The 14,032-nt window shown below is 43.6% G+C and carries 7 protein-coding genes; 3 read left to right on the top strand and 4 right to left on the bottom strand.

Going from position 1 to position 14,032, the window contains the following annotated elements; translation table 11 throughout:
• Positions 1–73 precede the first annotated feature (73 nt).
• The 4 genes from H9625_RS07545 to H9625_RS07530 all read right to left on the bottom strand — a co-directional run bounded on the left by H9625_RS07545 (position 74) and on the right by H9625_RS07530 (position 4,047).
• Complete coding sequence (locus H9625_RS07545) at positions 74–937, bottom strand: P-loop NTPase family protein (RefSeq protein ID WP_191763727.1); 864 nt, start codon at positions 935–937, stop codon at positions 74–76.
• The gene (locus H9625_RS07540; protein ID WP_191763725.1) at positions 934–1,314 is read right to left on the bottom strand and encodes a helix-turn-helix domain-containing protein; all 381 of its coding nucleotides are present in this window, start codon (positions 1,312–1,314) and stop codon (positions 934–936) included. The genes H9625_RS07545 and H9625_RS07540 overlap by 4 nt, the downstream gene beginning before the upstream one ends.
• A 138-nt stretch (positions 1,315–1,452) precedes the next feature.
• Positions 1,453–2,451 carry a transcriptional regulator gene (locus tag H9625_RS07535; protein WP_191763723.1) on the bottom strand — a complete coding sequence of 333 codons (999 nt, stop codon included), beginning with the start codon at positions 2,449–2,451 and terminating at the stop codon, positions 1,453–1,455.
• A gap of 399 nt (positions 2,452–2,850) precedes the next feature.
• Positions 2,851–4,047 carry a tyrosine-type recombinase/integrase gene (locus H9625_RS07530; protein ID WP_191763721.1) on the bottom strand — a complete coding sequence of 399 codons (1,197 nt, stop codon included), beginning with the start codon at positions 4,045–4,047 and terminating at the stop codon, positions 2,851–2,853.
• A 155-nt stretch (positions 4,048–4,202) separates the two neighbouring features.
• Here H9625_RS07530 and uvrA point away from each other — a divergent pair, with 155 nt between their 5' ends.
• The 3 genes from uvrA to H9625_RS07515 all read left to right on the top strand — a co-directional run bounded on the left by uvrA (position 4,203) and on the right by H9625_RS07515 (position 14,015).
• A complete protein-coding gene (gene uvrA / locus H9625_RS07525; RefSeq protein ID WP_022039358.1) occupies positions 4,203–6,983 on the top strand; it encodes an excinuclease ABC subunit UvrA in 2,781 nt (926 codons plus the stop codon).
• A 127-nt stretch (positions 6,984–7,110) separates the two neighbouring features.
• Positions 7,111–9,675: a xylan 1,4-beta-xylosidase gene (gene xyl3A / locus H9625_RS07520; protein WP_225226345.1), complete on the top strand. Its 2,565-nt coding sequence runs from the start codon at positions 7,111–7,113 to the stop codon at positions 9,673–9,675.
• A gap of 122 nt (positions 9,676–9,797) precedes the next feature.
• Positions 9,798–14,015 carry a hybrid sensor histidine kinase/response regulator transcription factor gene (locus H9625_RS07515; protein ID WP_225226343.1) on the top strand — a complete coding sequence of 1,406 codons (4,218 nt, stop codon included), beginning with the start codon at positions 9,798–9,800 and terminating at the stop codon, positions 14,013–14,015.
• Positions 14,016–14,032 lie beyond the last annotated feature (17 nt).

The raw sequence follows: 14,032 nt of genomic DNA, 5'->3' as shown, positions 1-14,032 counted from the left end.
ATCGCCCAAAGCACACACGGAAACGGATACATCAAGTCAAGAAAAACTTTTTGGAGAAATTCAAAACAGCTTCTTAGTCTTCTACAAAGACCTCGTAACTGAGTAAAGCAGCCTCCCGCTCGGGACGGTTTTCCAACATATATCCACAGACAACTCCGGCAATCTTTGCCAATGTTTCACTGATAGCAGAAAAACTGAATGTATCCCGCCCTATCAACGACGTGGCAACCATCAGCTTCTGAAAAACCTGAACCCCATCAAGAGGAAGCAAACGGTTGGAAGAAGCCTGCTTCATGAAATACAGCCTGCGCAACCGAGCTTTCGCATTCTCGTAACAAGGGGTTTTCCCACTCCACGGGGAACCATAAATACAAACCCTGCCATCGGGCATATACCGAAGTACAGGCTGGTCGTCGTTCAGCAACCAAGCTCCTGGAATATATTGCAGCCACAAACGGGAATGGGTGCTTTTGCCGACTCCTGAGGGACCGACAAAGGCACATCCTTCGCCTGAAACCACCACACTGGAAGCATGAACCAACACTGTATGATGGAAAGCTGCACTGTATATAAAAGCAATCATGATAAAATCGTTCAACACCCAAAGAGAATCCGGATTTCCAGGCACCCAGTCGGTTTGTATGTACGTCCAGTTACGGTCGGCACGCAGACGATAAAGAAACGCTCCGTTATGGAACTTCAGTGAGACACCGCAATATCCGGAACGTAACCAAATACTCAATTCCTTACCGTCTATATACTGGACAATGTCGGGTACAGTTGTTTCGTCAGGCAATGTACACCCGACATCTATGCGGCATAACACATCACCCTGTTCGGTTTCGGAAGCAATAAAAGGAAGGTAATTGGGCATCTGCCCTACCAGTCTTTCATCGCAATTCACTTCTACGATAAAACCGGCAATCTGTAATCTCATAGTTTTTCTTTGTATTCGGAAGGAGTCACGCCGTTTTTCTCCCAAAAAAGCCGGTAGAAAGTACGTACATTGCTAAATCCGGACTCTAATGCAACCACCTTAATCTGAAGCTCGGGATGCTCCTGAATCAGTTTCTCGGCATATTCCAGGCGCAAGGCATTAATATATCCGCTCAAATTGGTTCCGGCATACAGCTTCAAGAGTCTTGCTGCCTTATTCCGGTTCAGCAAACCTAACTCCATAAAAGTATCTCTGGAAAAATTAGGGTCGAGAAACAATTGACGTTCCACAATCGTATGATGGAGACGTTCGAACAATTCTCTATCTCTCTGGTCATCACTTTCTACCTTCGCTGCCCAAGGAGCATCTTCAGGCATTTCTTCTTTCTGAGAATCAATAAACTCCTGCTCTAAACGTGAATATGACTGATAGCGTCGAATAAAAAAATAGATCCCAATCCCGATAACCAGACCGAGCTGTATAGCTATAAAAACAATCCATATCAACATAAACACTTAAACCTGAAGTGACAAGAAAGGATATCGGACAGCCAACGACTGTTTTTGGGAAAAAATGTATTGTTTCAACTCTGCAGAAACACCGGCATCAGCAGCCAATACTGACAACATCTGCTCGGCATCACGACACACTGACAACAAATCTTTTGAACCGCCCACATGCAAACCAGCATCGATGGACAACAGACAGGCACCTGTTTTCTCCAACAAAAGACAAGCCATCTCAGCAATATCAGCATAACGCTTTTCCTGCATCCAATTATGGGTTTCAGCAATCCACTGGTGCAATCTTCCAGCTATCGCCACTACGTCCAACTGATTTTCCGGATGAAAGAAACAGGATTCCAATTCTTTCTGCCAACTTAAAACCTCATCGTCTGCAGAAAAACCACCCAGCTTCTGCTCTTCCCTGCGCAACCGCAGATAAGTCTCTATATTCTCGAATGTCTCTTTATGGATGCCACCGATAGCTACGGTAATATCGCCTACAGAAGTAACCAGGCACTTGTCGCGCGACATGCGGACTATATATCCTTCGAAACCGCTCAGAACTCCCGATGTAACCCGGACCAACGGATGCCCCGTAGAATAATAACTTAAAGCATGAGGCATAAAACGGATACGGTTCTCATCCATTTGAGATACCTGAATGAAAGCCTGCATGACACGGTCGGGAATGACTGCCGTCCGATGAGTAGAACAATCGTTCATCAGATAAAGAGCCGGATCGATTTCGTGCAACATACGTTGGATGTCACAATTGTCGCCTTGTACAAAAAGCAAGCCTGAAATGGTAGGACGTTCTTCCTTTTTTACACGATTCTTGACTTGCTTATACACAATGCTCTTGTGTATAAACGTGTTAAACCTTTCTTTCAACTTTTCGTTCACCCGTTCCACCTTGGTATGATGAACAAAAAGATAGCACCATGTAACGATTGTACCGTTTGCTGAAGGCATAAATTCTCCCTTCCGGATTGACAGGTCGGTCTTCAATCCGTTCTCTACTTGCCCCTGGCATTAGAAAGAGTATCTGAACTATACAGTGACATCGATACCTCTATCTAAATATGTTCTGATTGGCATCCTCCTTCAAACTCGAAAGAGGATGATTCCTTACTTCCGATGAACCCAAACAAAACTTTACACATAATAATATCTCTAATTTTATCTGTCTCTTAACAAGAGACGGACATTCATACCATTATAATATATAAATAAGGTATATAATATAAAAAGGTGTATTTTTTATCGGGCGGATTTCTATTTGCTTTTTTTATTCTACATATAAAATTAAATCACCAAAAATTCGTTATTTCATATCTTTTGTTTACATTTGCAGGCACAATCCGTCTCTTGTTAAGAGAACGAACATCCATTCAATCAGATACCCATTCACAAATCTTTTAATATCAACCGGTTTGCATGGTCAATAACTGCATTGTCCAGCGAAGCCAAATAGATTTGCGTTGTGTTTTCAGAACTGTGTCCCATCCCTTCACTGATTACAGCTATAGGAATATGCTTGCTTTTGGCAACACTTGCCCAAGAATGGCGCGCCACATACATGGTAAGCCTGATGGGAAGACACGCCTGCAAAGAAACCTTTTTCAGGTTATGATTCACCGCATGAAGCGCATTTTGATACTGTTTTCGCTCGTCCGCCTTTTCCTTGATAATCGGCAAAAGATAATCTGAATATGGCAAAGTATACTTGTCTACAATTTCCTGCATACACCTTTCCCATTTGATGAAAAGCAGTTGCCCGGTTTTCCGCCGCCGATATGTCAAGACACCATTCTGCAAATCGTTCTTTTTCAGATAAGCAATATCGACAAAAGACATGCCACGCGTATAAAAGCTAAACAAAAACATATCGCGGGCAAAATCCAAAGACGGATGAAGTGACAAATCCAATTGTTTGATACATTTTATAAACTTCAAAGGCAATGCACGCTTCAAAGTCTTTTCCACTCCCGTATAAACATACCGGAAAGGATAACACTGCCTGGCCAGCCCTTTCGCTACAGCCCGGTTATAAGTGGCACGCAAAATACGCATATAGAAAGAAACGGTATTCAACGATAATCCCCTGCCTTTTAAATGGCTTTCATACAACTCCATCAAATCCGAATCGATTTCATCCAGCCGGATATCGACTCCTTTCCTGAAACACATAAAATTACGGTATGCCATCGTATATGTTTCCGAAGTGCGTACCTTACCCAACTCTTTCAGATGCACGATGACCTCTTCCATAAATCTTTCAAAAGAACCGGCGTATTCCCAAGCACGAAACCGAACCAGCACATCATCAGTAGTATAAATGCCTTGCCGGTCAAGACTGGCCACAATCTGAAACAACTGCTCCCGGTCTGTCTTTATACGACGGGCAACAGCCAACAACAACCTTCTTCTGGCTGAATCTGCCTTTTCCAACACCACCATTTCCGCCAGTTCATCCCACTCGGAAATCCACACCTTATAACCACTATCTATCTGACGGACGATACGATTATGAATCACTTGATACACCAGACTGCCTTCCATACCTTTCCCAGAAACCATAAGTTTGATTTTAATTGATGTCATTTGCTTTAACTTTAAAGTTACTTCTTAAATAAAACAGAATAAACGTACCACTATCTTGATTCAAAAATAGTTTCTTACTCAAATCTGTACGTTTCTTGCAATTATTTCATAGATTTTACCTAATTTTGTCCAGATAAACTTACGAAATCATTAGCATGTCTGAAACCAACTACATATCCATCAAAGGCGCCAGGGTGAATAACCTGAAAAACATCGACGTTAACATTCCGCGCAACAAGCTGGTAGTCATTACCGGTTTGTCAGGGTCGGGCAAGTCCTCACTTGCCTTCGACACGTTATATGCCGAAGGACAACGCCGTTACGTGGAAAGCCTTTCTGCATACGCCCGCCAATTCTTAGGGCGGATGAGCAAACCGGAATGTGATTTCATCAAAGGTATTCCTCCCGCCATTGCCATCGAACAGAAAGTCATCAGCCGCAACCCGCGCTCTACAGTAGGGACCTCTACTGAGATTTATGAATACTTACGCCTGCTTTTTGCCCGCATCGGAAAAACCTATTCGCCCATAAGCGGACAACTGGTGAAAAAGGATAGTCCAGAAGATATCGTGAACTGTATGCTCTCGTATCCTCAGGGTACACGCTATACAGTACTTACCCCCATTCTTCCCCGAGAAGGGCGCAATATGGCAGAGCAAATAGAGACGGATATGAAAGAAGGATTCACCCGTCTGGAAGTGAACGGAAAGACCATACGTATCGAAGAATACCAGTATAATCCCAAAGATACGGTTTACCTGCTGGTAGACCGTATGAGCTGTGACAACAGCAAAGATGCCATCAGCCGCCTGACCGACTCTGCCGAAACGGCTATGTACGAAGGCGACGGTGCATGCTTGCTCCGTTTCTATCAACCCGACGGTTCGACCAGCCTGTACCGCTTCAGTACCAAATTCGAAGCAGACGGCATCAAGTTTGAGGAACCAAGTGACCAGATGTTTTCTTTCAACTCTCCACTAGGGGCCTGTCCTACATGCGAAGGGTTCGGTAAAATCATTGGAATTGATGAACGCCTGGTCATTCCCAACCGCTCATTGAGCGTATATGATGGAGCTGTGATGTGCTGGCGAGGGGAAAAAATGAGTGAATGGTTGCAAGCATTCTTACGGGAAGCCCCAGAACACGATTTTCCCATATTTGCTCCCTACTATGAACTGACTCAAGCACAGAAAGACTATCTGTGGCATGGTCCGCGGGACAAAGTATGCATTGACTCTTTCTTCAGCATGCTGGAAGAGAATCAATACAAAATCCAATACCGCGTAATGCTTGCCCGCTATCGGGGAAAGACCACTTGCCCCGAATGCCACGGAAGCCGACTGAAGAAAGAAGCCCTTTACGTAAAGGTAGGGGGATATAACATTGCCGATCTAGTGGAAATGCCTGTCAGCAAGCTGAAAGAATTCTTCCGGAACCTGAAGCTAAACGACCACGATACACAGATAGCCAAAAGACTGTTGAGCGAAATCAACAGCCGCCTGACATTTCTGGAAGACGTAGGACTAGGCTATCTCACTTTAAACCGCCTGAGCAACTCGCTTTCGGGAGGAGAAAGCCAGCGTATCAACCTTGCCACTTCGCTAGGAAGCAGTCTGGTAGGCTCGCTCTATATCCTAGACGAACCAAGTATCGGACTACACAGCCGTGACACAGCAAAGCTGATTAAAGTGTTACGCCAACTCCAACAATTAGGCAACACCGTAGTGGTCGTAGAACACGATGAAGAAATCATCCGTGCAGCCGACTATATCATCGACATAGGTCCGAAAGCCGGACGGCTGGGAGGCGAAATCGTTTATTCAGGTGACCTGAAAGACCTGAAACGTGGAAGCAAAAGTTATACCGTAAGGTATCTGTTGGGTGAAGAAACCATCGAACGCCCCTTGCAACATCGCGCCTGGAACAATTACATCGAAATAAAAGGAGCACGTGAAAATAACCTGAAAGGGATTGATGTCCGTTTTCCGCTCAATGTCATGACGGTAGTAACAGGGGTCAGCGGTTCTGGTAAAAGTACGCTAGTGCGCGACATTTTCTATAAAGCCTTGAAACGGGAATACAGTGAAATAAGCGAACGCCCTGGCGAATTCGTATCATTGGGGGGTGACACATCAATGGTCAACGACATAGAATTTGTAGACCAGAACCCTATAGGTAAATCATCGCGCAGCAATCCTGTCACCTATGTGAAGGCATACGATGAAATACGAAAACTATTTGCCGACCAACCTCTTGCCAAGCAAATGGGATATACAGCCGGTTACTTCTCCTTCAATACCGACGGCGGACGCTGCGAGGAATGTAAAGGTGAAGGTACCGTCACCGTCGAAATGCAGTTTATGGCTGATTTGGTATTGGAATGCGAATCATGTCACGGAAAAAGATTCAAAAAAGAAATACTGGAAGTATATTATGAAGGAAAGAATATCTATGAGGTGCTGGAAATGACAGTCAACCAAGCCATTGAATTCTTTGATACACACGGACAAAAAAAGATTGTCAAGAAACTGCTTCCTCTTCAGGATGTAGGACTCGGATACATCAAATTGGGACAATCTTCCTCCACATTATCCGGAGGAGAGAACCAGCGTGTAAAACTTGCTTATTTCTTAAGCATAGAAAAATCGCAACCCACCATTTTCGTATTTGACGAGCCTACTACCGGACTGCATTTTCACGACATCAAGAAATTACTGGAAGCTTTTGACGCACTGATAGAACGAGGACACACCGTGGTTATCATCGAACACAACATGGATGTAATCAAATGTGCCGACTATATCATCGACCTGGGACCGGAAGGAGGAGAACAGGGAGGAAACATTGTAGTATGCGGTACACCAGAAGAAGTGGCGGCATGCGGGGCTTCATATACGGGACAATTCTTGAAAGAGAAACTACTCAATGAAAAATAAGAACCAAAGAATGAGGCTGTACGACACATTCCTTTATTCTTCATTTTTCATTAACAACAACAAAGGGTTAGTGTAATATTTAATGCTATTTGAAAACATGAAAAACAAAATGAAACAATGGGTGTGCATGGCAACATTTATCGCCGCACTTCCCATAATGGGGCAAAAGTATCCTTATCAGGACCAGACATTAACAGCCGAACAACGGGCAACCGATCTTGTCACCCGGCTGACACTGGAAGAGAAAGTCGCTTTGATGCAAAATGCCTCACCTGCCATTCCGCGCTTGGGCATTAAGGCTTATGACTGGTGGAATGAAGCTTTACATGGAGTGGGACGGGCAGGCACAGCCACCGTTTTTCCTCAAGCCATCGGCATGGCAGCTTCATTTGACGACAATCTGTTATACCAAGTCTTTACTGCCATATCGGATGAAGCGCGGGCCAAATATGTAAAAGCACGAGAACAGGGAGAGCTGAAACGTTACCAAGGATTGACTTTTTGGACTCCAAACGTCAACATATTCAGAGACCCACGCTGGGGACGCGGACAAGAAACTTATGGAGAAGACCCTTATCTTACTTCACAAATGGGAATGGCTGTAGTGAGAGGCTTACAGGGTCCTGAGAACGCAAAATATAACAAGCTGCACGCCTGTGCCAAACACTTTGCCGTACATTCCGGACCAGAATGGAACCGGCATGAATTCAATGCAGAAAACATATCCCCGCGCGACTTATGGGAAACCTATCTGCCCGCTTTCAAAGATTTGGTACAAAAAGCCCATGTCAAAGAGGTGATGTGTGCCTATAACCGGTTGGAAGACGAACCCTGCTGCGGAAACAACCGTCTGCTAACCCAAATTCTACGGAATGAATGGGGATACCAGGGAATCATTGTATCCGACTGTGGAGCCATCAGCGACTTTTGGCGCAAAGGCGACCATGAAACACATCCCGATAAAGCACATGCCAGTGCTGGAGCCGTATTAAGTGGCACAGACCTGGAATGTGGGAACAATTATGCCTCTTTACCTGATGCCGTCCGTTCCGGACTCATCAGTGAAGAACAGATAAATACTTCTGTAAAACGCTTGCTGAAAGCCCGTTTCGAATTGGGAGAAATGGACCAGAATGTATGTTGGGACAGTATTCCTTATTCGGTTGTCGACAGTGAAAAGCACAAAGCATTGGCCTTACAAATGGCACGTGAAAGCCTTGTATTGCTCCAAAACCGGAATAATGTCTTACCTTTAAAAAAAGACTTGAAAATTGCCCTTATCGGTCCCAATGCAGCAGATTCAGTCATGCACTGGGGCAATTACAACGGTTACCCTTCCCATACAGAGACCTTATATGAAGCAATGAAGAAACGTCTTCCCGCTGAACAACTGATTTACGATACTGGCTGCGACCGTACAACTTCTGTTACACTGGAAAGCGTATTCAGCCAATGCTCCCTACAAGGAAAACAAGGATTCAAATCTACTTATTGGAACAACATCCGACAGGAAGGAACTCCTGCGGCAATAGTACAAACCACTACTCCGTTCCATTTTACGACTTTAGGTGCAACTGTATTTGCACCGGGAGTAAACATTACCGATTTTTCGGCACGCTATGAATCCGTATTCACAGCAGACAAGACAGAAAATATAGGTTTTCATTTCCAGACACAAGGCATCATACGCTTGTCGGTCAACGGCAAAGAAGTAGCCTCAGGCAAATATCTTCAAAATAATGCCAATCTTTATACCCTAAAAGCTGAAGCAGGAAAATCATACGATATCCGAATTGATTTCATCTTCAACAGCAAAGACCGTGCGGCTCAGCTGGATTTCGATATGGGCCGAAATATCCCTGTAAACCTGCAGGCATCAGTAGAAAAAGTGAAAAATGCCGATGTAATTGTCTTTGCCGGTGGTATCTCTCCCACTTTGGAAGGAGAAGAAATGCCGGTCAATGTAGAAGGTTTCAAAGGTGGAGACCGTACCACCATCGAACTGCCTGCCATCCAAAGACAAATGATCCGGGAATTGAAAAAGCTTGGCAAACCTATTGTTTTCATCAATTTTTCAGGCTCTGCAATGGGGCTTGCTCCTGAAAGTGAAATCTGTGACGGTATCCTTCAGGCTTGGTATCCAGGACAAGCCGGAGGAACAGCCATCGCCGATGTCCTGCTAGGCGAATATAACCCTTCGGGCAAATTACCGATAACGTTCTATACCCGTACAGAGCAACTGCCCGACTTCGAAGATTATTCGATGAAAGGACGTACCTACCGTTATATGACCGAAGCTCCGTTGTTTTGTTTCGGACATGGACTTAGCTATACTCAGTTCGTTTATGGGAAAGCACGGATAAGCAGTCCGACATTCAGCAAAGGCAATACTTTGACACTGACTGTCCCTGTCACCAACAATGGGAATAAAGACGGAGAAGAAGTGGTACAAATATACCTGCGCCGTCCGGGAGACACCGATGCTCCTTCGCATACCCTACGCGCATTTCAACGTGTATATATTCCGAAAGGTGAAACCAAAGAAGTTGTCTTGACGCTTTCAGATGACAATTTCTTATGGTTCGATACTCAAACCAATGCGATGAATCTGATAGAAGGAAATTACGAACTTCTATATGGAGGAACATCGGACATCGACTCTCTGCACAAGATTCAGGTTAAAGTTTTATAACAACTCAAATGAACAGATGACAGCCAGCGGAGGAAAGTAATTTCCAATGCACACAATCCACTGGCTATCATTCATTATGACTATCATTTATACTTATGCTAAAAAAGATTCTATATACCGGTTTGTTTTACTGTTTTGTTGTAGCGGAAGCTTTTGCGCAAATTTCCGTTCTCTATTCAACTGATAATCAAATATCGAGTAGCCTTATCAACGACATCTATCAAGACAGAAGCGGGTTTATTTGGATATCAACAGAATATGGACTCAACCGTTTTGACGGAAACAAATTCAACACCTACAGACATCAGGACAATGATACTACCTCGCTAAATAATGACTACGTGCATCTGACTTTCGAAGACAGCAAAGGAAATATCTGGGTAGGCACTATGGGAGGACTGGTAAAATACAACCGGAACACCGATTCTTTCACAAACATACCGCTATATAAAGAAGAACGACAGATTTATACAGATGTAACCCACATCATCGAAGACCGAGAAGGCACTTTATGGGCATCGACTTCAGGAGAAGGTTTATTCCGTATTCATCCCGAAAAAGAACAGGGAGAATGCATCATGGCCATCAACCAATTAGGATTCCGGCATCTGAGCACAATACTGGATGACGGGAAAGGCAACTTATGGATTGGCGCAGAAAATGATGGACTTATCTGTTACAATATAATCAAAGAAACCATAAAGACATTCAAGACTCCTCTTATCAGCGAAAATAATATATCCAGCCTGGCTAAAGACCCGTACGGAAATATTTATATCGGCACTCTGACCGGCGGACTGAATATTTATAACAACTCGACCCGGAAATTCAGACAAATTCCCTATCAAGACAGATACAACCTGCCCGTAAAAGCTCTGACTTATGCCAACGGACAACTTTATATCGGTACTGATGGAGAAGGACTGAAAGTATATACGACGGAAAAACATGAAATAACAGACAAAGAATTAGAGGATACACAGTTCAATCTGAAAAACAAAAAGATACATACCATCCTTTTTGACCGTAACAATGACCTATGGTTAGGATTATTCCAGCAGGGAGTAGCTTTCATCCCGATGAGACATAATCCATTCCAATACCATGGATTCAAATCCATGCACGGAAGTCCTTTCGGCAAACAATGCGTCATGTCGATATTCCAAGACAATAAAAAGAATTTGCTTGTCGGGACCGACAACGACGGACTATACATCCTGGACAACCATTTCCATACGCTCCAACACCTGACACCGGACAAAGGACCGCATAGCGTAGCAAATACCATACTGAGCATATTCCAAGACTCGGACAATACGATATGGTTAGGCTCCTATACAAAAGGCGTTGCCCAACTAAATCCAAGCATGAATTCATGCACTTTCATACCCGAACTATATAACGAGCGGGTATTTGCCATTACCGAAGACCACGACCGGCACCTGTACTTCAGTTCATACGGCAACGGACTGTTTGTCTATCATAAAGAAACAAAACAGTTCACACAGTACAAGTCAACAGAAAAGAGTACATCTGCACATAGTTATGACGAATTGCCAAACAATTGGATTAACAGCCTCTATTGCGACAGTGAAGGACTGGTTTGGATTGGACACTTCAAAGGAGTGACTTGTTTCAACCCTAAAACTAAAAGTTTCATAAACTTCACACAAAAGAACTATATCCTGCAAGGATGTATCGGATATACCCTTACAGAAGACCATATGGGAAACATTTGGGCAGGTACCTCAAAGGGACTGTACAAATTCGATAAAAAAAACAAAAAACTGAAACGTTATTCCCAACAAGAAGGACTCAGCAACAACATCATATGCGGCATTTGCGAAGATAAACTGGGAAATATATGGGTAAGTACATTCAACGGCATCAACCGGCTTGACCAAAAAACGCAAACTTTTACAGTCTATCACTCTGGAGACGGACTGCAAGGCAACGAATTTACACGAGGCTCTTATTTCCACTCATCCGATGGTACCATCCATTTTGGCGGTATCAACGGAATCACCAGTTTCGTACCTGAACAAATCATCAACGAGCGTACTGTTCCACCCGTAGTCATCACAGATTTCAAGGTGTCCGGACAGTCTGTCAACACCAACACCTTATCGGGAGGACACCCCATCATCAATACTGCTGTAACGGATGCCAACCGTTTCAAGTTGAACTATACCGACAATACGTTCAGCATTTCGTTCTCTACCTTACAATTTGCACAGGCGGGACAGGTTATTTACAAATACCGCATCCATGAGCTGGATAAAGAATGGCAAACGACTGCACCCGGAACCAACTTTGTCACCTACAACAACTTGGCTTCCGGGAAATATACCTTCGAAGTCTATGCCATCGACCATGGATACCATTCGAACATAAAGACAATAAGCATTCTCATCACACCTCCCTGGTTCCAGTCATGGTGGGCATACTTGTTATATAGTGCATTGATTGTACTTATTGTGCTTGCCTTTATCGGCTATGCCCGCACACAGCTCAAACAACGGAAAGAAATGGTAGAACGCAAACATACAGAAGAAATCAATGAAGCCAAACTACAGTTCTTTATCAATATCTCACACGAAATACGCACACCGCTTACACTCATCATCAATCCGATGGAAAAGTTAATAGCCAACTGTGACAATCCGGAGTTAAATAAAACCTATTTAATGATCTATCGTAACTCGATACGCATCTTGCGGCTGATAAACCAACTGATGGACATACGCAAAATAGATAAAGGACAAATGAGTCTGAAATTCCGCGAAACAGACCTCGTCGGCTTCATCAATGATGTCGTCAACACATTCGGCTATCTGGCACAAAACAAACACATCACATTTACCTTTCATCATAACGATGAACGGCTTAAAGCATGGATAGATCTGAACAACTTCGACAAAGTACTGATGAATCTACTTTCAAATGCCTTCAAATATACTCCCGAAGGAGGAAGTGTAGACATTACCCTCACCGTAGGAGAAGATGCAGCTGCACCTGCTCCTCTAAAAAAATACATTGAGATAACAGTTTCTGATACAGGCATAGGATTGGATGATGCACAAATAGAACGTATCTTCGAACGGTTCTATCAGATAAACAATGACATTACCCGCAATCAGGCAGGTACTGGCGTAGGACTTCATCTGACCCGTTCGCTCGTAGAACTTCACCATGGAACTATCACTGCCTGCAATCGCACTGATTGCCAGGGCAGCAAGTTCATCGTACGCATTCCTCAAGGCAGTAATCATTTGAAGATGGAAGAACTGGATATCTCGCACAACAATCTTAATCTGAAAACCTTCAAACAGAACAAAGAAAAACAATATATCGGAAAGAATGACTCTGAAACATCTGAACCAGAAGCAGGAACAAAGAAAGCGAAAACGAAATACAATCTTCACGTTCTAATAGTTGATGATGAAAAAGAAATACGCGAATATCTATGCAACGAACTGTCTGACGAATACAAAGTAGATACGTGCAGCAACGGATCCGAAGCATACGATTTCTTGCTAAACCATCCGGTAGACCTGCTCATCAGCGATGTAATGATGCCCGAAATGGATGGTATCACATTGTGCAAAAAGGTACGGTCGAATACGAATATCAACCACATCCCTATCATTCTGCTTACAGCCAAAGGAAGGAATGAAGAACAAGCGGAAGGCATCGAAACCGGAGCTGACAGCTACATCGTCAAACCTTTCAGCATCGAAGTGTTGCGGAGCACCATTACCAATCTGATAGAAACACGACGTTTACTGAAAAACAAATTCAGCGGAGCTCAAGAACAAAATGACAAGATGCAGGAAGTAAAAGTTCCATCATCCGATGAAATGCTGATGAGCCGCATTATGAAAATCATTAACGACAACTTAGCAGAGCCATCACTCAGCGTAGAAATGCTTGCCAACAGCATTGGTTTAAGCCGTGTCCATCTGTATCGGAAACTGAAAGAACTTACCAATCTTTCTACGCGCGATTTCATTCGCAACATCCGTATGCAGCAGGCAGCCAAATTGCTGAAAGAGAAGAAACTGTCTATCTCGGATGTTGCCTATGCTGTAGGTTATAGCAACTTGTCTCATTTCTCGAATACTTTTAAAGATTTGTTTGGACAAACACCTAAAGAGTACATGCAGGCATTCCGTGATTTACCAACAGAAGAGGAAGAAGAAAATGTAGACAACGAACTTTCAGAACCAGACGAAACCCAATCCGAACAGCCACAAAATGAACCGGATGAAAATGAAAATGATAAAAATAATGAAACATCATCTCAAAGCCAGACAGCCACACCAGAAGAAAGTGCATGACGCGATAACTAAGTCGG

The sequence above is a fragment of the Phocaeicola intestinalis genome (assembly GCF_014837065.1).
GTDB lineage: Bacteria > Bacteroidota > Bacteroidia > Bacteroidales > Bacteroidaceae > Phocaeicola > Phocaeicola intestinalis.
Note: the sequence above shows the minus strand (reverse complement) of the source record. Positions and strands in the feature narration are given on the sequence as shown.